Origin of the sequence: Corynebacterium sp. HMSC056F09, assembly GCF_001815785.1 — a bacterium.
Taxonomy (GTDB): Bacteria; Actinomycetota; Actinomycetes; order Mycobacteriales; family Mycobacteriaceae; genus Corynebacterium; species Corynebacterium hiratae.
Window position 1 is genome coordinate 85,499 of record NZ_KV821915.1, and the last position, 23,695, is coordinate 109,193.

Annotated in this window: 20 protein-coding genes; 4 read left to right on the forward strand and 16 right to left on the reverse strand. The window is 62.3% G+C overall.

Going from position 1 to position 23,695, the window contains the following annotated elements:
• Positions 1-164 precede the first annotated feature (164 nt).
• The 7 genes from ftsY to HMPREF3056_RS04260 all read right to left on the reverse strand — a co-directional run bounded on the left by ftsY (position 165) and on the right by HMPREF3056_RS04260 (position 9,643).
• Positions 165-2,018 (reverse strand): signal recognition particle-docking protein FtsY, encoded by a 1,854-nt coding sequence (gene ftsY, locus HMPREF3056_RS04230; protein ID WP_070545737.1) that lies wholly within the window; start codon positions 2,016-2,018, stop codon positions 165-167.
• A 74-nt stretch (positions 2,019-2,092) separates the two neighbouring features.
• A complete protein-coding gene (smc, locus tag HMPREF3056_RS04235; RefSeq protein WP_070754176.1) occupies positions 2,093-5,596 on the reverse strand; it encodes a chromosome segregation protein SMC in 3,504 nt (1,167 codons plus the stop codon).
• A 10-nt stretch (positions 5,597-5,606) separates the two neighbouring features.
• Entirely contained in the window at positions 5,607-5,912 is a 306-nt protein-coding gene (locus tag HMPREF3056_RS04240; protein ID WP_046648019.1) for an acylphosphatase, read from the reverse strand.
• Positions 5,913-7,439 carry an alanine/glycine:cation symporter family protein gene (locus tag HMPREF3056_RS04245; protein ID WP_070545728.1) on the reverse strand — a complete coding sequence of 509 codons (1,527 nt, stop codon included), beginning with the start codon at positions 7,437-7,439 and terminating at the stop codon, positions 5,913-5,915.
• Between the two features lie 34 nt (positions 7,440-7,473).
• The gene (gene mutM, locus HMPREF3056_RS04250) at positions 7,474-8,322 is read right to left on the reverse strand and encodes a bifunctional DNA-formamidopyrimidine glycosylase/DNA-(apurinic or apyrimidinic site) lyase (protein WP_070545725.1); all 849 of its coding nucleotides are present in this window, start codon (positions 8,320-8,322) and stop codon (positions 7,474-7,476) included.
• A gap of 14 nt (positions 8,323-8,336) precedes the next feature.
• A complete protein-coding gene (gene rnc / locus HMPREF3056_RS04255) occupies positions 8,337-9,107 on the reverse strand; it encodes a ribonuclease III (protein WP_070545719.1) in 771 nt (256 codons plus the stop codon).
• Positions 9,104-9,643 carry a YceD family protein gene (locus HMPREF3056_RS04260; protein ID WP_070545716.1) on the reverse strand — a complete coding sequence of 180 codons (540 nt, stop codon included), beginning with the start codon at positions 9,641-9,643 and terminating at the stop codon, positions 9,104-9,106. Before HMPREF3056_RS04260 ends, rnc begins: the two co-directional genes overlap by 4 nt.
• Positions 9,644-9,776: 133 nt before the next feature.
• Between HMPREF3056_RS04260 and HMPREF3056_RS04265 the strand changes: the two genes are divergently transcribed.
• The gene (locus HMPREF3056_RS04265; protein WP_246822464.1) at positions 9,777-10,418 is read left to right on the forward strand and encodes a hypothetical protein; all 642 of its coding nucleotides are present in this window, start codon (positions 9,777-9,779) and stop codon (positions 10,416-10,418) included.
• Here the strand turns inward: HMPREF3056_RS04265 and HMPREF3056_RS04270 are convergent.
• Positions 10,357-11,103, reverse strand: a complete 747-nt coding sequence (locus HMPREF3056_RS04270) for a DivIVA domain-containing protein (RefSeq protein ID WP_046648014.1) — start codon at positions 11,101-11,103, stop codon at positions 10,357-10,359. The genes HMPREF3056_RS04265 and HMPREF3056_RS04270 overlap by 62 nt on opposite strands.
• Before the next feature lie 115 nt (positions 11,104-11,218).
• Positions 11,219-12,565 (reverse strand): NADP-specific glutamate dehydrogenase, encoded by a 1,347-nt coding sequence (gene gdhA / locus HMPREF3056_RS04275; protein ID WP_070512568.1) that lies wholly within the window; start codon positions 12,563-12,565, stop codon positions 11,219-11,221.
• 171 nt (positions 12,566-12,736) lie between these two features.
• Between gdhA and HMPREF3056_RS04280 the strand changes: the two genes are divergently transcribed.
• Positions 12,737-13,855, forward strand: a complete 1,119-nt coding sequence (locus HMPREF3056_RS04280; protein ID WP_046648133.1) for a glycerate kinase — start codon at positions 12,737-12,739, stop codon at positions 13,853-13,855.
• Positions 13,856-13,868: 13 nt separating this feature from the next.
• On the opposite strand, the gene HMPREF3056_RS04285 is transcribed toward HMPREF3056_RS04280, so the two are convergent.
• Complete coding sequence (locus HMPREF3056_RS04285; RefSeq protein ID WP_046648013.1) at positions 13,869-14,267, reverse strand: hypothetical protein; 399 nt, start codon at positions 14,265-14,267, stop codon at positions 13,869-13,871.
• Between the two features lie 36 nt (positions 14,268-14,303).
• Here HMPREF3056_RS04285 and HMPREF3056_RS04290 point away from each other — a divergent pair, with 36 nt between their 5' ends.
• Positions 14,304-15,512, forward strand: a complete 1,209-nt coding sequence (locus HMPREF3056_RS04290) for an amidohydrolase (RefSeq protein ID WP_070754178.1) — start codon at positions 14,304-14,306, stop codon at positions 15,510-15,512.
• Positions 15,513-15,611: 99 nt separating this feature from the next.
• Positions 15,612-18,002: a glycogen/starch/alpha-glucan phosphorylase gene (locus tag HMPREF3056_RS04295; protein ID WP_049155336.1), complete on the forward strand. Its 2,391-nt coding sequence runs from the start codon at positions 15,612-15,614 to the stop codon at positions 18,000-18,002.
• 155 nt (positions 18,003-18,157) lie between these two features.
• Here the strand turns inward: HMPREF3056_RS04295 and pyk are convergent, their stop codons facing one another.
• The 6 genes from pyk to hisF form a co-directional block, all read right to left on the reverse strand.
• A complete protein-coding gene (pyk, locus tag HMPREF3056_RS04300) occupies positions 18,158-19,579 on the reverse strand; it encodes a pyruvate kinase (RefSeq protein WP_070512713.1) in 1,422 nt (473 codons plus the stop codon).
• A 313-nt stretch (positions 19,580-19,892) separates the two neighbouring features.
• Positions 19,893-20,801, reverse strand: coding sequence for a prolipoprotein diacylglyceryl transferase (lgt, locus tag HMPREF3056_RS04305; protein ID WP_046648009.1), 909 nt, complete (start codon positions 20,799-20,801; stop codon positions 19,893-19,895).
• A 41-nt stretch (positions 20,802-20,842) separates the two neighbouring features.
• Positions 20,843-21,670 (reverse strand): indole-3-glycerol phosphate synthase TrpC, encoded by an 828-nt coding sequence (locus tag HMPREF3056_RS04310; protein ID WP_070546767.1) that lies wholly within the window; start codon positions 21,668-21,670, stop codon positions 20,843-20,845.
• A 192-nt stretch (positions 21,671-21,862) separates the two neighbouring features.
• Complete coding sequence (locus tag HMPREF3056_RS04315; RefSeq protein ID WP_070546770.1) at positions 21,863-22,492, reverse strand: TIGR02234 family membrane protein; 630 nt, start codon at positions 22,490-22,492, stop codon at positions 21,863-21,865.
• A complete protein-coding gene (gene hisI / locus HMPREF3056_RS04320; RefSeq protein ID WP_049155332.1) occupies positions 22,485-22,883 on the reverse strand; it encodes a phosphoribosyl-AMP cyclohydrolase in 399 nt (132 codons plus the stop codon). Before hisI ends, HMPREF3056_RS04315 begins: the two co-directional genes overlap by 8 nt.
• On the reverse strand, positions 22,880-23,644 hold the full coding sequence (hisF, locus tag HMPREF3056_RS04325) for an imidazole glycerol phosphate synthase subunit HisF (RefSeq protein WP_070546773.1): 765 nt from the start codon (positions 23,642-23,644) through the stop codon (positions 22,880-22,882). Before hisF ends, hisI begins: the two co-directional genes overlap by 4 nt.
• Between the last annotated feature and the right edge of the window lie 51 nt (positions 23,645-23,695).

The window sequence follows — 23,695 nt, forward strand, 5'->3', positions numbered from 1 at the left end:
GTTAGGGCTGTTTAATCAGCCTCACATAGACAGGACTTTCCCAGAGTATCATTGTGACCTCCCCCAAAGCACATCTTTAATGGGATGAAGACGACGAAAGCGCCCCACAAAGGAGGCGCTACGTCTCGAAAGAACTTAGGTCTAGCCCAGGGATCTATAAGGACTTACTTCTCCCCCAGCAAGGCATCAACAAATCCTTCAACCTCAAACGGCGCGAGGTCATCTGCACCCTCGCCGAGGCCCACGAGCTTGACCGGCACGCCCAGTTCCTCCTGCACCTGGAAGACGATGCCGCCCTTGGCGGTGCCATCCAGCTTCGTGAGGACAACGCCGGTGATATCAACAACATCACGGAAGATACGGGCCTGGGTCAGGCCGTTCTGCCCCACCGTCGCATCCAGTACAAGCAGGACCTCATCAACCTCGGTCTTCTTCTCCACCACGCGCTTGACCTTGCCCAGCTGGTCCATAAGGTCCACGGAGGTGTGCAGACGGCCAGCGGTGTCAACGAGAACAACGTCGACGCCCTGGTCAACGCCAGCGGCCACGGCATCAAAGGCCACGGAGGCCGGGTCCGCGCCTTCCTTGCCGCGGACAGTCGTAGCGCCCACGCGACGGCCCCAGGTCTCCAGCTGGTCCGCAGCCGCTGCACGGAAAGTATCCGCCGCGCCGAGCAAGACGTTGTGCCCCATGGACACGAGCACGCGGGCCAGCTTGCCGGTCGTGGTGGTCTTGCCGGTGCCGTTGACGCCGACGACCATGATGACGGCTGGCTTGCCATCGTTCGGCATGGCCTTGATGGATCGGTCCATCTCCGGGTGGCCTACCTCGATGAGGGCTTCACGCAGCATGGCGCGGGCTTCGGCCTCAGAGCTCACTCCGCGCTCCGCAATCTTCTCACGCAGGGAGTCGGTAACCTGCATCGTGGACTTCGTACCCAAGTCCGCCATGATGAGGGTGTCTTCGATTTCCTCCCAGGCATCATCATCCAGGTCACCAGCGGAGAGAATGCCCATGAGGCCTTGGCCGATGGCGTTTTGCGAGCGCGACAGGCGCCCGCGCAGCTTGCCCAAGCGGCCGGCAGCCGGCGCAATATCCTCCTGCGGCTGGGCTGCCGGGGCCTCAACCACCTCAGCGTCGTCGGATACCTCTAGCTCCTCTGGCTCAGCTTCAAGTGCCGCGCTTGCCGACGCCGCCTGTGCCCCCGCCGCCGCGGCGGCCTCCTCTGCTTCGGCTTCCTCTGGCTCTGCCTCCTCTGACTCGGCCGGTGCTTCTGACTCAAGCCGTGCTTCTACCTCTGCCTCTTCTTCGGCCTCAGACTGGACGGAAGGCTCCTCCTCTACCTTCGGGGCTTCGGCTACCGGCTCCGGTTCAGCAGTCTCCGGTTCGCTGGCCGGAACAGCTTCCTCCGTGTCCGCTTCATCCTTATCAACAGCAGCGGCACCGGATACAGCAGCACCAGCGGCGGCAGCACCCACAGCTCCTGCAGCGGCTACGCCGGCGGAAGAAGCCTTATCCTCTTCCTCCTTTGCCGGTTCCTTCTGCGCAGCCGGTTCCGGCGTGCTCACCGGCTTCGCGTCTGCGACGGGTTCCGGCTTCGGCTCTGCCTGAGGCTTCGGTTCCGCCTCAGGCGTCGGTTCCGCCGCAGGCTTCGCTGCCTTCGGTGTCTCCTCTTCATCCTTGAGCTGAGCGTTCGCTAACTCGGTGGCATCACGCTGCTCAGACTTCTTCTCCGCGTGCGGCTGAGCTTTGGGCTCGGCCGGTGCGGGCTCCTCAGTCTTAGCCGCAGGCACAGGTTCCTTGGTAGCGCCGCCGCCAGCAGGGGCAAAATTAAAACCAGACTTGGCCTGGTAGTTGCCGGACTTCTGTTGCTGGGTCAGCTCCTTCGGCTCCTCCACGGGCTTTTCAAAAGAAACCTTCTTTGATTCGCCGCGCTTCTTGCCCAGAACAACGAACAAGACCACCAGCAGAATCAGGACGATGACTGCTATCGCAATCCACAGAAAAGTAGTATTCATGCCCTCCATAGTGCCAGGGTTGTTCACGCCCGGCACGGTGAGGAGGCCAAAAAGCCTCGGACTGGTGCCCGCCGTTAGCGCGGGGCATCCACGCCGAGGCGCGTCGCATCCTCCGCCGCCTGTGCTGTGCCCGGCGCCTCACCGGCGCGGGACATGCGCTGCGAAATCACGCGCGTCACGCCATCGCCGCGCATCGTCACGCCATAGAGCACGTTGGCCACGTCCATCGTCGGCTTCTGGTGGGTAATGACGATGAGCTGAGAATCCTTACGCAGCTCCTCGAAAAGTGCGATGAGGCGGCGCAGGTTGACGTCGTCAAGCGCGGCTTCCACCTCATCCATGACGTAGAACGGTGAGGGGCGTGCGCGGAAAATCGCCACGAGCATAGCCAGGGCCGTCAAGGACTTCTCGCCGCCCGAGAGCAGCGACAAGCGCTTCACCTTCTTGCCCGGCGGGCGCGCCTCTACCTCGATGCCGGTGGCCAGCATGTCATCCGGCTCCGTAAGGATGAGACGCCCCTCGCCACCCGGAAACAGCGTCTGGAAAACCTTGGGAAACTCCGCTTCCACGTCGTGCCAGGCATCCGTGAACAGCTGCAAGATTTGCGCATCCACATCTTCGATAACGCCAGTCAGATCCTTGCGGGCCTGGATGACATCATCTAATTGCGTGGACAGGAAACTATAGCGCTCCTCCAGAGCCTTGTACTCCTCCAAGGCCAACGGGTTGACCTTGCCCAAGGAATTGAGGTCCTTCTCCGCCTGCTTCAACCGCTTGGTTTCGGCGGAACGATCAAAATCCTCACCCGGGGTGTAGTCCTTGAGCAGGTCGGGGATCGCAATGCCGAGCTGCTCCACGATTTTCTCCTCGGCCTCGTCCACGCGCACCTGCGCCTGGCTGCGGGCAATCTCGGAGTTATGCGCGGAGTCGGTCAGGAGATCCAGCTGCTGGCGGGTCGAGGAGACCGCTTGCTTCGCCGACTGCGCGCGGCCCTGCAGCACACCGCGCTGGGTGACCAGCTCATCGCGTTCCTCGGCCGCTCGCTCGAGTGCCTGCGCGGTCCGGGCAGCCAAATCTTGGGCATGCTTGTCGACGGCCCCCGCCAACCGAGCCTGTGCCTGCCGGCGGGCCATCGCCTGATCGTGGCGGGCCTTGGCTTGGCGCTCGTGCTGGGCTTGGCGCCGCAGGGCCTCTCCCCTGCCCGCTGCCTGGCCGACCTTCTCTTCGGCGCTGCGGGCCGCCAGCTGGGCCTCCACCTCCATGGCTTTGACCTGTTCGAGGGCCGTCGAGGCTGCATCGCGTTCCACCGAGGAGGGTTCATCAGCCTGCTCTTCGGCGTCCACGCGAGACAAGCGGTCACGAGCCTCCGCCAATTCTTCGCGCAGGCGGGCCAATTGCACTTCGATATCCGTAGCGCGTGCGGCCGCCTTTTCGTGCTCAGCCTTGTTTGCCTCGTACTGCTTGAGCAATCGCTGGTGATCGCGCTTCCACGCTTCGAGTTCGTGATCGTGCTCCCGCAGTGCGGCCTTGGCGCTCGCCGCACCCACGCGCGCATCGTCCGCCGCGAGCTTCGCGCCTTCTAGGGTGCCCGATAGCTCCTCCAGCTCGTGGGTGGCGGTCTCCAGATGTTGCTCGGCTTCCGCGATCTGGCCGCTTACCTCCACCGTTGAGGCAGCTCCAGTTCCGGCCTCTACCCAACCTTCGCCTACGAGCAGGCCCTCAGGGGTCACAGCTCGCAGGCGCGGATCTTCAGCGATGAGTTCGCGGGCAGCAGCATAGTCTTCTACGAGAACGACGTCGGAGAGCAAGCGCGTTACCGCCGCTGAGACTTCTGGGACCAAAACCATCTGGTCCAACAACCAGCGAGCACCGGAAGGTAAGTCCGCGTCAAGGCGCCAAGCTGAACCGGTGGGTTCCGCGGCGACGTCGATCAGCGGCGTGCGGCTCGCCTGCGCCAAGTCGCGCACGATGTCCCCGCTCACCGCGCCGGCTTGTGCTTCGGCGAAAGAACCCAGCGCAGCGGCAACGGCCGTCTCATAACGCGTGGAGATGAACTCCGCGAGAGGTTTAAAGCCCTCACCGAGATCCAGCGCTTCCGGAACGGTCTGGCCCAGAGTGTCGATCCGAGCGCGCAAGCTGTACACGCTTCGCTCGTGCTCCCGCTGGGCATCACGCAGCTGCTCCAAGCGTTTATCGGCCGCAGCAGATTCGCTGGCCGCGCGCACATGTGCTTCCTCCAGCGGCTCACGCTCAGCAGCCAAGTGCTCCAGCTTGTCCGCCACCTCATCGGCTTCCGCCTGCGCTCCCCTAGTGCGCGCCTTCGTATTCGCTAAGGTCTCTTCCTGCCGCGCCAACTCGGACTCCGCGGAACTTACTTGACCGGCTAAGCTCTCCTCAGCGGCGATGAGGCGAACCACGCCTTCGCGGCGATCCGCAATGGCGCGCAGCTGCGCCATGTGTTCCTTATCGGCGGCCTCGAAGGCTTCCCGGCGCTCAGCCACTTCCTCCCGGATCGATTCCAGACGCTCCGCCGCCTCCTCGGCCGCGGCCAGCAACTCATCATGCTCCTCGTCGGCCCGCTGGGCGCGTGCCTCCAACTCATCCGGATCCTGGCCCGCGTAGGCGACCTGTGAGCCAACGTTGCTGGCGCGCTCGGCCGCGATGCGCTGCGTAGCGGAGATACGCTCCGACAGCGTCGAGAGCTCAAACCACAGCTTCTGCGCGGCCTCCGCGCGCGGAGTGACATCCCCCAACTCGGCTTCTACCTCGAGCTGGATTTCGGTCGCCTCTTCCAGCTGGGCTGTCACTTCCTCGACCTGCTCGGCGAGCACCGCCGCGCGCTTTTCAGCGTCGTCGAATGTCGCGCGCAACCGCACCACGCGGTCGCCGGCAAGACGCAGGCGGGCATCCCGCAAATCCGCTTGCACGGTTGCGGCGCGCTGGGCAGCCTCCGCTTGGCGCGCCAAGGGCTTGAGTTGTTTGCCCAGCTCATCGGTCAAGTCCTGCAGGCGATCCAGGTTGGCCTGCATGCCGGTCAGCTTGCGCTGCGCTTTTTCCTTGCGGCGGCGGTGCTTCAGCACGCCCGCGGCTTCTTCGATATAGGCGCGGCGATCCTCCGGGCGGGATTCCAGAATCTCTGCCAGCTTTCCCTGGCCCACGATGATGTGCATCTCGCGGCCAATGCCGGAATCAGACAGCAGCTCTTGGATATCCATGAGGCGCGCCTTCGCCCCATTGATCTCATATTCGCTCGCGCCATCCCGGAACATGCGGCGGGTGACGGAGACCTCCGAATACTCGATGGGCAAGGCGCCATCGGAATTGTCAATCGTCAGCGTGACCTCGGCGCGGCCGAGGGCCTTGCGGTCACCGGCGCCGGCAAAGATGACGTCCTGCATCTTGCCGCCGCGCAGCGTCTTGGCGCTGCCTTCACCCATGACCCACGCGAGCGCATCGACGACGTTCGATTTACCCGAGCCGTTTGGGCCCACCACGGCGCAGATGCCGGGCTCGAATTTCAGGTTCGTCGCGGACGCGAAGGACTTGAATCCTTTGAGCGTGAGCGATTTGAGGTGCATTCGGTTTAGTTTAGCGCTCGATGAAGCCCGACTCACCGCGCGGTGCGGCCCACTGCTCCACCACGGCGTTCACTACGCCTGGGCGGTGGGTGGTCGACGGTTCTTCACGCAGCAAGGCCAGCAGCTTCTCGCAATCAGCACGCGGCCCTTCAGCAACCACCTGGACGCGGCCATCCTGCAGGTTCGTCGCGTGTCCTGCCAGCCCTAGTTCGAGTGCCCGGGAACGCGTCCACCAGCGAAAGCCCACGCCTTGGACGTGGCCATGGACGAAAGCCGTGAGCCGCTCATTCCCTGTGGCCGCTGCCTGCTGCGTCATCTAGTACTCCCTCAAGTTCGTGCGGTCACCCAAGTCGTGCTCGTGCTTGAGACGGCGGCGGTCCTCCGCGCTGCGGCGGGTTACCGGATCCGTGCCATCCCAGCACTCGACGTTCTGCAGTTCCGGCAGCATATCACGGTGGAAGACGGGATCCAGGCCCTTGCGGCGCTGTTCGTTGTAGTTCTTCAGCAGCTTGATGGCCACGCCCGACAGCGGCACGATGGCGCACACGTTGAGCAGAACCATGATGGCAGCGCCGGTATCGGCCAGGTCGAACACGGTGCCCAGCGGGGCCACTGCACCGTAGAAGACGAAGGCCAACACGATGAGACGGAAGATCCACAGCACCGACTTCTTCTCAGAGAGGTACTCCACGTTGGACTCGGCAAGGTAGTAGTTGCCCAGAATCGAGGAGAAGGCGAGGAAGAAGAGGATGAAGGTGACGAAGTGGATGCCCCACTCACCCACCACGCCGGAGAGCGCATTCTGGGTCAGGGTTACACCCTCAATCGCATCGGAACCGAAACGCTCGAAATCAGTACCCAGCAGGATGATGAAGGCGGTAATCGTACACACCACCAGGGTGTCGAAGTACACGCCGAGGGTCTGTACGAGGCCCTGCTTGACTGGGTGGGACACCGTCGCGGTAGCTGCTGCGTTCGGTGCAGAACCTTCACCCGCTTCGTTGGAGAACAAACCACGCTGGATACCCTTGAGCATCGCCATGCCCACGGTCGCACCGGCGGCCTCGCGGAAGCCGAACGCAGAGCCAATGATGTAGGCAAGCATGTCCGGCACCTTGTCAAAGTTCAGGACCACTACGATGATGCCCATGATGAGGTAAGCACCGGCCATGAAGGGCACGATGAACTGAGTCATCGAGGCGATGCGCTGCACGCCACCGATGATGATGAGACCGGACACTGCAACGACGGCGATGCCCACGCCTGCCTTGAAAGCACTGGAATCCTGCCCGAAGGAGGCCGCCAAGGAATCGGAGATAGCGTTGGTCTGGAAAGCGTTGTAGAACCAGCCAAAAGTAATGGCGATGGCGACGGAGAAGATGGTCGCCAGAGGCTTCCAGCCCAAGCCGCGGGACATGTAGTAGGCGGGGCCACCACGGTAGGTATCCCCTTCACGCATCTTCCATAGCTGCGCCAAAGTGGACTCGACGAATGCAGTCGCACCACCAAGGATGGCGATGAGCCACATCCAGAACACCGCACCGGGTCCGCCCACGGAGATGGCCACGGCCACGCCCGCGACGTTGCCGGTGCCCACGCGGGAGGCTGCCGAAATGGTGAATGCCTTGAAGGCGGAGATTCCGCCATAGTCGGCATCCTCATCGGCGCCGACGCCCTTGGGCTTTTCGACGACCGCCTTGAACATGTCCGGCACCATACGGATCTGCACCAAGACGGTGCGGATGCCGAAGAAGAGGCCCGCGGCAATGAGCAGCCATGGCAGGACATAAGACCACAGACTGTCGTTAATGACACCGATCACGGTGCTGAAGATTTCTTGCATGCGTTACACATTAATAACTCACACCAGAATCGTCCTAGTTGGCCGCGGGCAGCCTCCCCTCTCCGCGGCGCTGACAGGACGGGCAGTAGTGGGTCCCACGCCCACCAAGCACGGTTTTCACGATTTCCTCACCGCAGCGATCGCAGGGCTGGCCACCCCTGCCATAGGCATGTAAGGAACGGTCAAAATATCCGGATTCACCGTTGACGTTGACGTACAACGCGTCAAAGCTAGTTCCGCCAACGGCAAGCGCCGCGCGCATGACATCACCGGCCGCGGATATCACCGCGACGGCATCGCGCTGCCGCAGGGCGCTAGCCTTCTTGAGCGGAGAAATCTGGGCCGCCCACAACGCCTCATCGGCATAGATATTGCCCACCCCGCTGAGCACCGTTTGGTCGAGCAGAGCTACCTTGACCGCGGTGCGTTTCGCGCGCAGGCGCCGCCCTGCCGCTGTGAGATCGAAGTCTGTTTCGAGAGGATCGGGAGCGATATGCGCCATGGTCAGCCACGGCCCGAGACGCCAATAGCCGAAGGTGCGCTGGTCCACGAAGCTGAGGCGGGTGGCGTCGTCAAGCACGGCGGCGATACGCACATGCGGCGAATCTACCTCACCGATCCGCACCTGCCCCGACATACCGAGGTGGATGAAGAGCACATCGCGTGCCGGGTCAGTGTGGTCCTCGTCGGCGAACTCCAGCCACATGAACTTGCCGCGGCGCGCCACCGCGGCAATCTTCCTGCCCACCAGCAGCGCGGACAGCGGCACTTCCTGGCCCCGGTTAGCGCGCGGGTGGTGAACCTCTACTGCTGCGAAGGAGCGCCCCACAACATAGGGCTCGAGCCCGCGGCGGACGGACTCAACTTCGGGAAGTTCTGGCATCGAGTCCTCGTGTTTTAGCTTTCTTTGCCGGCGGTGCCCTGCACCAGCAACGGCGTCTCACGCAAGGTTTGGCACGCTTCCTCCGCCGCCTGCTGCTCAGCGAGCTTCTTGTTGTGGCCCGTCCCCCGGCCGACGGTCAAACCGGCCACGGTGGCCACGGCGTTGAAGGTTTGATCGTGCTCAGGACCCGTCGACGTGGCTGAATAGACCGGCATCGCGGCCTTCAACTCAGCGCACAGCTCCTGCAAGGTCGTCTTCCAGTCCATGTGCCGACCGGACACCACGGCGTTGTCGATCTTGGCGGCGAACAGCTTCAGCACCACCCCGCGGGCGACCTCGAAGCCATGTTGACGGTAAATAGCGCCCAGGATGGCCTCGGTGGTATCGGCCAAGATGGAATCCTTGTCGCGTCCTCCAGTGGCTTGCTCGCCTTTGCCCAACAAGATGTGGTCGCCCACGCCAATCTCACGGGCCACGTCAGACAACCCGTAGCGCGACACGATGGACGCGCGCATCTTGGAAATATCCGACTCGGGGCGCGAGGGGTACTTGTCGTAGAGCTTGGCCGCGACGGACAAGCCCAAGACCGCGTCCCCCAGGAACTCCAAGCGCTCATTGTTGGGAAGGTGCCCGTTCTCATTAGCAAAGGAGCGGTGTGTCAGCGCCAAACACAGCAGCTCATCGCTGAGCTCCACGCCGAGTGCTTTCAGCAACGGGGCGTGGTCTACCTCCGCGAATGCTGCGGCAAGGGCCTGCTCACCGGTCAGTTTCTTCTTCTTGCTCATAGGAATTTCTCCAGCCCGGACCACCGCGGATCAACGCGTTCTTCTTCCCCGGATACCCCCGTGGTCACACCTTCGGGCACGTCCACCTCGCAGCCGCCTTCGCACGTTGGGGCAAACGGAAGGGACAACCCTGCCTCATCGATCACGGTCTGCAGGAGGTCAAGAATCCCGTCCTGAATCTCGGGTACCTCATCGCCCGAACCGCGATCCTCTTCCTCGATCTCATCCCCGCCGACGAAGGATTCGTCTGCGGAAAACACCTGGGACACGTGGAGATCCATCTCTGGGTGTAGCTCAGCCAAGCAGCGTGCGCATTCGCCGCTGAGGGTGCCGGTGACATCAGCGTCCACCAACACGCCGGAGCCCAACGGGGTCAAGGTGGCTTCCACCGTGACTTCAGCGCCTTCCGGGATGCCGATCATTTCCACGCCGATGCGCTCTGGCGCGGGTCCGGTCTGCACGCGGTGCTCAGGCAGCGCCTCGGTTCCTTGGCTGCGGAGCAATTCCGTCACGTCGAACTTCAATGGTGATTTCATAGCGCCCACCAGCTTACCCTGTGCTGCCCCCTGCGCCCTAGACTGGCAAGGACCTGAACGCAGGGTCATAGCCACTTAAGCACTTGCACAAAAGCCTCGATTCTTCCGCTTCAGGCTTTTAGCCTAAAGGCCCATGAGCTACACCGCTACGGGCACGGCGCCTCTGGCCGCCACGGCACGCGACCTCGCACTCAGCTTTCCGCTGCAGTGCCTTGTCCCCGCCGTAGCACTGGCCGTTGCCGGGGTGGCATGCCGCCACGTCATCACTCGACACCGCCCCAGCATCTTTGGCGATGCCGGCCTTTCCTTGCACCGCGTGGCTCTCGCCAGTGCCCTCGCAGGTGTGATCGTCGGCGCCGTGTCTCTTCTCCCCCTGCACTTTGGGCCAATTGTCATTATTTCTTCAGCGCTGTTCTCGCTTTTTGCTGCGCTCATCGCGTGGGGCGCGCGGGAGTCCTTTTCGGCCGCCAGCATGGGGATTGGATTGATGATGCTCACCGTCGGGGCGGTGGATGTGTTGCTGATGCTTGCCGACGCCGCCTGGGGCCCTCTCTCAGAACCCCACGCCGTAGACACGAATTTCGGCATCATGTGGCTGCTCTATGCACTCCCAGGCCTCATCTCCGCCGGACTTGCCGCGGCACTGAGCACCATGTCAGCTAAGGAAGCCGCCCGTATCCGCCGCGCGGAGGAGGCACGCGCGTTAGTTCACGTTAGTAGTCGCGGGGCGCGCGAGGGGCACGGCGCCCCGGCTCGCGGTGTTCGCGCGCACTAGTGCGCCCCTCGCCGCGGGACTCCCCGCGGGAGCGCACACCGGCGCCTCGCCGCAGGGCAGAGCGATCGTTGTTGACGGTGCGTAGGAGATCCGACAAGGTGGTTTCGAATTCCGCCAGCTTGGCGTCGACGAATTCATCGCACTCGGTGCGCAGTCGGTTGGATTCGGAGTGGGCGGATTCCACGATGCGGTGCGCTTCGTCGTCGGCGCGGCGCACAACTTCGGATTCAGAGACCAAACGGTCCTGCTCAGCTTGGCCCGCAGCAACGGTGCGCTGGTACTCCTCATCTGCCTGGGCGCGGGTGCGCTCGGCATCAGAGCGCGCGTTTTCTACGAGGTTGGTGGCCTCATCTTCTGCCTGGGCCACCATGGTGGTGGCGCGGTGCTGGGCGTCAGCCAGCATGGCGTCGGAGTCCTCGCGCGCACGGGTAACGGTGTCATCGGCTTCTGCGTTGGCATCGGAGATGATTTGGTTCGCGCGTTCCTCGGCACCCTGCAGGATCTCATCCTGCTTGTCCAGAACATCTTGGGCATCATCCATTTCAACGGGGAGGGCGTTGCGGAGATCGTCGAGAAGCGCCAGCATCTCGTGGCGCGGAACCATGCAATTGGAGGTCATGGGAACGGCATAGGCCTGTTCCAGGTTGCGAACAAGTTCATCGAGGGACTCAAATACGCGGTACATGGCACCAGACTATCCAAGCAAGAGCGCACCACCACGTATCCCACGCGGGCAAAACGGCGAAAACCTCCCCGCTAGGCGGGGAGGCTCAACCTGGCAATAGAGGACAGGAGCGGGGCTAGATAACGCCCTGTGCCAGCATGGCGTCGGCCACCTTCTTGAAGCCTGCGATGTTGGCGCCGGCAACGTAGTCGCCCTCCAAGCCATATTCCTTGGAGGTCTTGTCAATGTTGCGGAAGATGTTGGACATGATCTCGTGCAGGCGCTGGTCGGTGTATTCGAAGGACCAGGAGTCACGGGACGCATTCTGCTGCATCTCTAGCGCGGAGGTCGCCACGCCGCCCGCATTCGCGGCCTTACCCGGCGCGAAGGCGATGCCGCTTTCCACAAAGTAGTGCGCTGCCTCCGGGGTACAGGGCATGTTCGCGCCTTCGGCAACATAGCGGACCTGATTCTTCACCAGAAGCTTGGCATCGTCACCGTCAAGTTCGTTTTGGGTAGCGCACGGCAGGGCAACGTCGGCGCTCACCTCCCATACGTTGCCGCCTTCGTGGTACTCCACGCCCGCACCCGCTTCGCCGGCGTAGGTGGAAATACGCTCGCGGCGGACTTCTTTAATCTCCTTGAGCAGCTCCAGGTCCACACCGTTCGGGGTGGTGATGTAGCCGGAGGAGTCAGACATCGCGACGACGGTACCGCCGAGCTGTTGCACCTTTTCAGCAGCGTAGATGGCGACGTTGCCGGAGCCGGAGACAATAACCTTGGCACCGTCGAAGGACTCACCATGGGTCTTCATCATTTCCGAGGTCAGATACACCAGGCCGTAACCGGTAGCCTCGGTACGCACGAGGGAGCCACCCCAGGACAGACCCTTGCCGGTAAGAACGCCAGACTCATGCTTGCCTTCCAGCCGGCGGTACTGCCCGAACAGGAAACCGATTTCGCGGCCGCCCACGCCGATATCGCCGGCCGGGACATCGCGGTATTCGCCGATGTGGTTGTGTAGCTCCGTCATGAAGGACTGGCAGAAGCGCATGACCTCGGCATCGGACTTACCCTTCGGGTCGAAGTCGGAACCGCCCTTGCCACCACCGATAGGCAGGCCGGTCAGGGAGTTCTTAAAAATCTGCTCGAAGCCGAGGAACTTGATGATGCCCAAGTTCACACTCGGGTGGAAGCGCAGGCCGCCCTTGTAGGGGCCGAGGGCGGAGTTAAACTGCACGCGGAAGCCACGGTTAACCTGAATCTGGCCGCTGTCATCTACCCATGGAACGCGGAAGATGAGCTGGCGCTCGGGTTCGCATAGACGCTCGACCAGGCCGTAATCAGCATAGTGCGGGTCCTTGTTGAGGACGATCTTCAGGGAGTCAAGCACCTCAGCGAGCGCCTGGTGGAATTCCGGTTCGCCCGCATTACGCTTGAGGAGCTTGCTGTAATAGTCGGAGATTTGCTGGTCGATGGACATGGCTATCCTTTCATTCGACACCGTGCCTCGCGGTCGGTGCGTCATCCATTGAACAAACGATAGTTTTCTATCAATTGACCTAAATTGCAAGACGTCCGTACTGCGGCGCGCCTTAAAGGCTGGTCAGAGCGCGAAAATTTTTTCTCACATCTCTGCCATATACTCGTGAACATGCGCATTCTTGTTGCCCCCGATTCCTTTAAAGGCACCGCCACCGCCGCCGAAGCCGCTGCTGCCATTGCACTCGGCGCGCGCCGCGCGCTGAGCTCCTCCCCGTATGCCGACACGGCGAAGGTACATGCCCTTCCCACGGCCGATGGTGGCGAGGGAACCGCGGAGGTTCTCGCTAGTGCCGCCGTGGCTCGCCACGGCACTGCGGGCCAGACCATTACGCTGCCAACTACCGATGCTGTTGGACGCCTCACCGAGGCCAGCTATCAGCTCGTCGGCGATACAGCCTTCATCGACGTCGCCGCCGCCACTGGGCTGCCTGCTGTCTCCGACGCCCTCGACCCGCTGCATGCGGACTCCTATGGCACGGGCGTGTTGGTGGCCGATGCCGAATCGCGCGGCGCCAAGCACATCGTTCTCGGCCTCGGCGGTAGCGCCAGCATCGACGGCGGGCTCGGCATCCTCGCCGCACTCGGCGCCGCCGCACACGATGCCCGCGGCTATGCCCTCCCCAAAGGGGGTGCTCCGCTGGTCAACCTCGACCACATCGACACGGCGCAACTAAACATGAAGGCGGCCATGTTGGACTACACTTTGGTCACCGATACCCGCGCCGTGCCCATCCAGGCCGCAACAATGTATGGGCCGCAGAAGGGGGCCAAGGGCGACCAGGTCGCGCTCCTGGCCGGCGCGATGCTGCGATTGTGCGAGGTCACGGACACCGATCCGGAGGCCGAGTTCTTTGGTGCCGCCGGCGGTATCCCCATCGCCCTGAGCTGGCTTTCGCGCACACTCTGGGGCACCTCGGAGCACTGCCGCATCGTGCCGGGCGGCCGCTATGTAGCTGAGGCCCTCGATCTTCCCGCCCGCATCGCCGAGGCGGACCTCGTCCTGACCGGCGAAGGCCGCTTCGACGAACAATCACTCACCGGAAAGGTGGTAGGCACGCTGGCCGAGCTCACTGGACCGCCCACTCTCGGCATCATCGCCGGCTCCGCTACCGCCCCGGCACCGCAGGGCGCGCTACTCGAAGAGCTCGACGGCGACGCGCACGCTAGCGTGGCCGAGCAACTTAGCGCCGCGGCCGAGCGTCTTGTGCTGAACTTCCTGCAGAATTAGAGCTTTCTTGGGACTAAGGGGCTACCTGCACCGCCCACGGGAAGATAGCCGGGCGCTCGTGGGCGAGCTCATCTTCCAGCAACACATGATCTTTCGGTAGCACCGCATGCGGGGTCAGCAGGCGCGCGAGGACCATCGTCAGCTGGTTAACGGACCCCGTCACGCCATCGACGGCGATGGCGTAGCGATACACGTTTGCCCCCTCCAGGTCCCGCTCTTCGTGTTCCTCACGGTAAGTCTGGCGCAGCTGTTCTTCCAACCCCTCTGGGAATACAGGTTCAGGCACACGAGTAACCTCTGCAGAGGCCAGCGAGTTGTTTTCCACCAACTTACGGGTGGCAGTGCTAAAGATTTCGGCCACACGCTCCGCTTGGGCATCCGGCACCAGAACATCAAAGTGAATCATTGGCATGTAGGTAACCCTACCCAAACTTCAAGGACGGTAACTATGGCAGATCCCACACTTTCCACGCTGACCGCACTCCTTTCGGAGGACGCCGTTGATCTCAGCTGGCAACGCGCCTTCTACGAAGATCTGCATGCCCACCCGGAGCTGTCCCACGAAGAGGAACGCACCGCCGGGCGCATCCTCGAACAACTAGAGAACTACGACTGCGAGCTCGTCACCGGCATCGGCGGCCACGGCATCGTCGCGATTTTCCGCAATGGCGACGGCCCTACCGCCCTGATGCGCGCAGACTTTGATGCCCTCCCCGTGGCCGAGGAAACCGGCGTGCCCTTCGCCGCCACCAACGGGGCAATGCACGCGTGCGGGCACGACGTACACGCCACCGCACTGCTCGGTGCGTGCGCGATTCTCGACGCCCACCGTGCGGCCTGGCGCGGCACCTTCCTAGCACTATTCCAGCCGGCGGAGGAATCATCCATGGGCGCCAAGTACATGATTGCTGACGGACTCACCGACCGAGTCCCCACCCCGGATGTCTGCCTAGGACAACACGTCATGCCCGGCCCCGCCGGCCAAGTGCAGTCCACCGCCGGCCCCATCCTGGCCGGTTGCGACTCCCTCCGCATCCGCATCACGGGGCGCTCCGCGCACGCCTCCATGCCGCATGAGGCCATCGATCCGTCCTACGTGGCCGCCATGGTGGTGACCCGCCTGCAAGCCATCGTCGGCCGCGAAGTACCTCCCCATGACTTCTTCGTCATCTCGGTAGGCGAGCTGCACTCGGGCGATAAGAACAACATCATTCCGGGCAGCGCCGAGCTGGTGCTCAACACCCGTTACTACAAGCCGGAGTTGGCCAAGCGAGTCTACGCCTCCCTCGAGCGCATGGTGCGCGCTGAATGTGAAGCAAGCGGATGCCCCGCTGAACCTACCTTCGAGTATTTCGCCCACGGCGAAGTCACCGACAACGACGCCGCCGCACATGAAACCGTTCGCTCGGCCTTCGACGCGGTCTTCGGTGATCTCTCCGTCACTGCCACGCCCTCCACCGTGTCCGAGGATTTCTGCTACCTCCCGCAGGCCTGGGGCGTGCCGTACTACTTCTGGTTCATCGGCTCCACACCGGAGGACCTCCTAGACAACCCGCCGGTCAACCATCAGTCCACGTTCCTCCCGGACTATGAGCCCACCATGAGCTCGGCCACCCGCGCTGGGGCTGCCGCCGTGCTGTCTTTCCTTGGGAACTAGTTTTCCGTACTCAACGCGGTCTGCGAGTGAGTACGGAACTGGTTAAGCTTGGGAGTTGGTATTTTTCCGCATTTTTTATGCCTAAGGTGAAGGATTCTCATGAGTCAACCCCAGCACTCCGATTTTCAGACCGCAGTTCCCGGACACGTCCGCGCCGCCGCCGGCGTCTCCCCCACCGCTGCCACCAACCGCAAGTTCTGGTCCGGCCTGTCCTCCTCGGTAATGGAGCAGATTGCGGACAACTGGGAAGCCACCCGCAGCGCCTACGCCGCCACCCGCCAGCAGCACTACTTCTCGGCTGAATTCCTGCAGGGTCGAGCCCTGCTCAACAACCTCACCAACATCGGCCTCGTCGACGAGGCCCGCGCCGCCACCCAGGCCACCGGCCACGAATTGGCCGATGTCCTCGAGGCCGAGCACGATGCCGCGCTAGGAAACGGCGGTTTGGGCCGCCTGGCTGCCTGCTTCCTCGACTCCGCTGTCACCCAAGACTTCCCCGTCACCGGCTACGGTCTGCTCTACCGCTACGGCCTGTTCCGTCAGTCCTTTGACAACGGCTTCCAGCGCGAAGAGCCGGATGCGTGGATGGAGAATGGCTATGACTTCATCATTCGCCGCGCCTCCGAGCAGCGCCTGGTCCATTTCGATGACATGGATGTCCGCGCTATCCCCTATGACATGCCGATTACCGGCTATGGAACCGACAACGTGGGCACGCTGCGCTTGTGGAAGTCCGAGCCCATCGATGAGTTCGATTACGACGCCTTCAACTCGCAGCGCTTCACCGAGGCCATCGTGGAGCGCGAGCGAGTCATGGATATCTGCCGTGTCCTCTACCCCAACGACACCACCTACGAGGGCAAGGTTCTGCGCGTTCGCCAGCAGTACTTCTTCGTGTCCGCCTCGCTGCAGCAGATGATCGACAATTACATCGAACACCACGGCGAGGATCTCACCGGCTTCGCCGAGTACAACTGCATCCAGCTCAATGACACCCACCCGGTGCTTGCCATTCCAGAGCTGCTCCGCCTGCTTCTCGACGAACACGGAATGGGCTGGGACGAGGCATGGAAGGTCGTCACCGAGACCTTTGCCTACACCAACCACACGGTGCTGGCAGAGGCCCTGGAAAGCTGGGAGATCTCCATCTTCCAGAAGCTCTTCTGGCGCATCTGGGAGCTCGTGGAAGAGATTGACCGCCGCTTCCGCGAGGACATGGCCCAGCGTGGCCTCGACCAGGGCCGCATCGATTACATGGCCCCGGTGTCCGACGGTCACGTCCACATGGCATGGATTGCTTGCTACGCCGCTTACTCCATCAACGGCGTGGCGGCGCTGCACACCGAGATCATCAAGGCAGACACGCTGTCTGAGTGGTACGAACTGTGGCCGGAGAAGTTCAACAACAAGACCAACGGCGTCACCCCGCGCCGCTGGCTGCGCATGTGCAACCCGCGCCTGTCCGACCTGCTCACTGAGCAGGCTGGATCCGATGCCTGGGTCACCGATCTGACTGAGCTGGCCAAACTGGATTCCTTGGCCGAGGACGAGAAGGTGCTGCGCCAGCTCATCAACATCAAGCGCGCTAACAAGCAGGACTTTGCCGCATGGATCGAAGCACACCAAGGCGCCACGGTGGATCCGGATTCGATCTTCGACGTCCAGATCAAGCGCCTGCACGAGTACAAGCGCCAGCTGATGAACGCTCTGTACATTCTGGACCTGTACTTCCGTATCAAGGTCGACGGCGAAACCGTTCCGAAGCGCACCTTCATTTTCGGCGCGAAGGCCGCCCCGGGCTACGTTCGCGCAAAGGCCATCATCAAGCTCATCAACACCATCGGTGACTTGGTCAACAACGACCCGGCCACCAAGGACGTGCTCAACGTGGTCTTTGTGGAGAACTACAACGTCTCCCCCGCCGAGCACATCATCCCTGCCGCCGATGTCTCCGAGCAGATCTCCGTGGCCGGCAAGGAGGCCTCCGGCACCTCCAACATGAAGTTCATGATGAACGGTGCACTGACCCTGGGCACGATGGATGGCGCCAACGTCGAGATCGTCGAGGCAGTGGGCGAAGAGAATGCCTACATCTTCGGCGCCCGCAACGAGGAGATCCCGCAGCTTCGCGCCGAGTACAACCCGGGCGAGCTCTACAACACGGTTCCGGGCCTGTCCCGCGTCCTCGATGCCTTTACCGATGGCACGTTGGGCTCTGAGAATGCCGGGATGTTTGGGGATCTGCGCTCCTCACTGCTCGACGGCTTTGGCGAGCACGCTCAGGACACCTACTACGTCCTCGGAGATTTCGCAGACTACCGCGAGACCCGTGACCGCATGGCTGCCGACTATGACGCTGACGAGATGGCATGGGCCAAGAAGGCTTGGCTCAACATCTGCTACTCCGGGCGCTTCTCTTCCGACCGCACCATCGCTGACTACGCCAACGAGGTGTGGAAGCTGGCCCCGACCCCCATTTCCAACGTCTAGATAGACAGGGGGTAATAGACACACTGTTGCCTATTAACCCCTCGACGGGCTTTCCTCACAGACAAAGCGCCGCCTCACCACCGTTCCTCCTTCCCACTTAGTGGGTAAGGAAGCAACCGGGGTGAGGCGGCGCTGTCTGCTTATCTGCGACAGTATTACTTATCGCGCAGGGTCTGACCCAGTTCGTGGACCTGAATCATATTCGTGTTACCGGAGATTCCAGGAGGAGTACCGGCGATGACGATGATCATATCGCCTTCCTTGTACTTATCCATCCCCAGCAGCGCCCCATCGATGGCGGCCATCATGTCATCGGTGGACTCAACCGCGTCACTCAAGAAGGTCTCCGCGCCCCACGTCAAGGCCAGCTGCGAGCGCACCGCCGGGTGCGGGGTAAAGGCCAAGAGCGGCAACGGGGAGTGCAGACGAGCCACGCGCTTAGCGGTATCACCGGACGTCGTAAAGGCCACGATAGCCTTCGCGTTAAGGCGCTCAGCAATATCGCGTGCGGAGTAAGACACAACACCGCGCTTGGTGCGCGGGACGTGCGTCAGCGGAGGAACCTGGCCGCCCTGCTCAGCATTCATCACGATCCGGGACATCGTGCGCACAACATTGTGGGGGTCGATGCCGACGGAGGTCTCACCGGAGAGCATGACCGCATCGGCGCCATCGAGCACTGCGTTGGCAACGTCGGAGGCCTCCGCACGAGTCGGGCGCAGGTTGGAGATCATGGAATCGAGCATCTGCGTTGCCACGATCACCGGCTTGGCATTCTCACGAGCGATCTGGATAGCGCGCTTCTGGAACAGCGGAACCTGTTCCAGCGGAACCTCGACGCCGAGGTCACCGCGGGCGATCATGATCGCATCGAAGGCTAGGACGATGGACTCGAGGGCGTCGACTGCCTCCGGCTTCTCGAGCTTGGCGATGACCGGAACGCGGCGGCCTTCCTCATCCATGATCTCGTGGACCTTGTCCACGTCAGCCGGGGAGCGCACGAAGGACAAGGCGACCATGTCTACGCCGAGCTTCAAGGCGAAGCGAAGATCTGCGATGTCCTTTTCCGACAGCGCCGGAACAGAAATGTCCATTCCCGGCAGGGACACGCCCTTGTTATTCGAGACCGGTCCGCCCTCGGTAACCTCGCAGACAACGTCGTTGCCGTCGACTTCCTTGCACACGACGGCGACCTTGCCATCGTCGATCAGCAGGCGGTCACCCGGCTTCGCGTCCTGTGCCAGGTTCTTGTAGGTGGTGGACACGCGGTCGTGTGTGCCTTCGACGTCATCAACGGTGATGCGGACGATTTCGCCGTCCTTCCACATCTCTTCACCGTTGACGAAACGGCCTAGGCGAATCTTCGGGCCTTGCAGGTCCGCCAAGACGCCGACTGCGTGGCCGGTCTCATCGGTGGCCTCGCGAACCCAGCGGTAGTTCGCCTCGTGGTCCGCATGCTCGCCGTGGGACATGTTCAGACGCGCCACGTTCATGCCTGCTTCAACAAGCCCAAGGATTCCTTCCTTGCTTGCGACTGCAGGACCCAACGTACAAACGATTTTGGTTCTTCTATCCAACATGGAGTGCCTTATTCACATCGGGAGTTTCTAACGGTTCCTAAACTACCCCCGTTTACTGGTCTCGGCCACCACGAACGAAGCTCATGCCGGGTTTTCGACCCGTAACGCCGGTATTCCAAGCGGAAAATGCGACGCCCACATTGCAGCTACAAACGGTAATAACCGGGCACATCCGGGCATTTCAGTTCCGCCGCACCGGTCTTTAGGTTGCCGTGTTAGGCACCGCAAAAGCCACGTGTGATCCCGGCTACTCCACAGAATCTCAGGGCTTTGCTCCGGTGGGCACTACCCGCACCGTCACCATTTAGACTCACCGGGGGCTACCCTCGGCAGCACTGCCCACCGCAGTCTCGGTGGTGCGGGTGGGATCGACTTCCTCCGGCGATTCCTGCCCGCGCGGCAACCGGAAATACACGATAAGCGCCACGACAAAGCAGACCACGGAAACGATGACGTTGACCCGGAGGCCGAAGATGTGCGTGGCGTCGTCCGCACGCATGTTTTCCACGACGAAGCGGCCCGCGGTGTACCCGGCAACATACAGCGCGAAGACACGACCATGGCCAAGCTTGAACGCCTTGTGCGCCCAAAGCAGGAACACGCATACCGCCACGTTCCACACAAGCTCATAGAGAAAGGTCGGATGCACAGAGGCCACTACTTCCCCAGTCGAGCGGCCGCTGATGGGCGCATACTCGCCGCTTTCATTAACTCGGTAGTAGATGTCGAGGGCCCACGGGACAGTGGTCTCACGGCCATACAGTTCCTGATTAAACCAATTGCCCAAGCGGCCGATGGCCTGGGCCAGGATAAGCCCTGGGGCGACGGCATCAGCAAAGGGCCCCAACGGAATACCCTTAATCTTGAACATGATCCACAGTGCCACCGCGCCCAGCGCGACTGCTCCCCAGATACCGAGCCCCCCGTTGGTGATTTTCACTGCATCGATGGGATCACACGTGGAGCAAAAGTACTTATCGTAATCCGTAATCACGTGATAGAGGCGCCCGCCAATGATGCCGGCCGGGATCACCACTAGGGCAGCATCCCACACCACGTCAGGGTTGCCTCCGCGAGCGGTATAACGGCGCAGCGTCATCCACATCGCGACGAGAATGCCGACGATGATGCACATGGCATAAGCACGAATCGGGACCGGGCCGAGATGCCACACGCCTTGTGGCGGGGAAGGAATATTGGCGAGGTTGTAAATCTGCACGGGAAACAGTGTGCCTGAAAATGACGGCCGCTACAACGCGCTTAGCTTCTACGCGAAGGGCACGCAGGATGTTGGCCTGCGGCCACCAAGGAACGGGCCAAGGTCATCGGGTCCTGGGCAGCCATGATGGACTCACCAACGAGGATGGCATCAGCACCTTGCGAGGCATAAGACAGCACGTTGCGCGGGTTATTAACACCGCCCACCGCGATGCGAGTGATGCTCTCAGGAAGACCGGGCGAAATAGCAGAAAAGGCCTCCCGATTAATAGCATCGGAGGCCAATGACCACGCGTTGATCGCCACGACAGTTCCCCCTGCCTTGATAACGCGATCCACCTCGGCACAGGTGCGGACTTCCAGGATGGCGGTCATCCCGAGGGATTCCACGCGATCGAGAAGTGACTCGAGGCGAGCTTGACTGAGCAGCTCCACCTGCAAGGGAATCGCGTCTGCCCCATAACACCGCGCCTCATGAATCTGATAGGGATCAACGATGGTGTCGCGGCACAGCATCGGTATGTCGACGGCTGCACGGGCGACCCGCATGTCCTCGAGTGACCCGTGGAAGCGGCGACGATCTGTCTGGCAGGCCATCACATGTACCCCTGCTTCCTCCAGGCTATGTGCCAATTCTGCCACCGACTTCGGGCTATCCAAATGGGCAATTTCACCGCCATAGGGCACGGCGCGTTTGATTTCTGTGATGATAGAGCATCCCGGGCGCAGCAGAGCTTTCGCGGCATCGCGTGGGGCGTCCATGTCGCGGGACCTTGCTTTGATTTCCTTGAACGGGACACGGGCCTCCCGCGCGGCTACATCAGCCAGCACTCCGGCCACGAGATGATCGACGGCGATCGGGGTAGGCATGATTCCACCTCCCTTCCCCGAAGGAGACTCAAAGAAAGAAACAGGGGCGTTCGAGATCACATTTAGGCTAGCGCGCCCTCACCTCTAACTAGAAATCCGGGGCACCCGTTCCCCGCAACAGGGCCTTTCTCACCAGGCTCTCCGTCACTATGCTCGCCGTCGCGGCGCGTGTGTTTAGGCGGAACGGGGAGTTTAGGAGGAGCGGGGATCTGTGGGATCAATATCAGCATCCAGCGCGTCCCACATCACGCGGCCGGAATCTTGGGAGGTTTCGAGTTCTTCCTGCAGGCGCTCCTGCCGTACCGCCGGGGTTTCGTATTTGGCTGTGCGGGGTTTATCAGCACCCGGGTTGCTCGCCACCAGCACCGCCCCAAAGAGCGCCAGGGCGGCGCCGACGAGCGCGAGAACTGGGCCCGCAGTCGACGCGTCCGCGGTGAGGACGACGGCCCAATCGGAAATAGTCGTCGTATCCACGGAGGTATCGTTGGTCCCGCCTTGCAGAAGCTCCTGGGCACGCTCCGCCTCGGAGCCGGCGGTCAACAGCGCCACCGGACGCCATCCCGCAGCCGCAGCAGCGAGGGCGGTGATGACGGAGACGATGCGCCGGCCAGTCCGCCGGAGAGCGAAGGCAGCCACGCCACCGGCCAGGACCACCACGCTCAGCGCGATGAGCTCAAGGGACCATAAGGAGCCGGATAGCTCCACCACGCTCGATCCGGCCTTATCGTCTTCGACCGCCGCCTTCACCCACGTCATGCGGGAGGATAGCCACAACAAGATGGCGCCGACCAACATCAGTACGGGTCCGCCGCGCTTAGCCATGATCTTCCTCCCCAAGAAGGGTTCGCGCGTCGAAACAGGTCCGGTCGCCGGTATGGCATGCCCCGCCGCGCTGACGCACGGTGAGCAGAATGGTGTCACCATCGCAATCTAGGCGCGCACCCACTACCTCTTGGGTATTGCCGGACGTCAGCCCTTTAATCCAATACTCTTGACGCGAGCGTGAGTAGTAGGTCCCGCGGCGCGTCGCCAGCGTGTAAGCCAGCGCGTGGTCATCCATCCACGCCAGCATGAGTACCTCACCTCGTTCCGACTGCACGATAGCCGGGACTAGGCCCGCCTCATTGCGCTTGAGCTGCAGGGCAATGTCGTCGCTCAGCTCATAGTCCCCGACGTTCGTGGTGCTGGCGGAGTTAGTGCTGTCCTCTGTCATTGACGGACCTCCTTTCCTGCAGCAGCTAATGCCTGCTTGACCTCGGAAATCTCCACCTCGCCGAAGTGGAAGATACTAGCCGCGAGCACGGCATCCGCTCCGGCGTCGATAGCCGGTGGAAAGTGCTCGGCCTTCCCGGCCCCACCCGAGGCGATGATCGGCACCGAAACCGCTGCACGCACGGCCTCAGTCAATTCGAGGTCGAAGCCTGCCTTGGTTCCGTCACCATCCATGGAGTTCAGCAGAATCTCGCCGACCCCCAATTCCTCGCCGCGCTTGGCCCATTCCACAGCGTCGATCCCCGCGGAGCGTGTGCCGCCATGCGTGGTGACCTCAAATCCGCTGGGAAAGCCCGCCGCACGGCGAGCATCGACGGACAACACGATGCACTGAGAACCAAACACATCCGCGAGCTCGCGCAACAACTCGGGGCGCGCAATGGCGGAAGAATTAACGGACACCTTATCGGCACCAGCCCGCAACAGCTCACGAACGTCCTCCACCGACCGCACGCCGCCGCCGACGGTTAGTGGGATGAACACCTGATCCGCCGTGCGGCGAACGACGTCGAGCATGGTGCCGCGGCCGTCCTTGGACGCGGAGACATCCAAGAATGTCAGCTCATCAGCGCCCAGCTGACCATAGCGAGCGGCCAGCTCCACTGGGTCGCCGGCATCACGCAGGTTTTCAAAGTTGACGCCTTTGACCACGCGGCCATTGTCAACGTCCAGACACGGGATCACGCGCACGGCAAGCGCCATGGTGACAATCCTCCTCATAGCTAAAGGTGAGATGAACAGCAGTCCACTTGG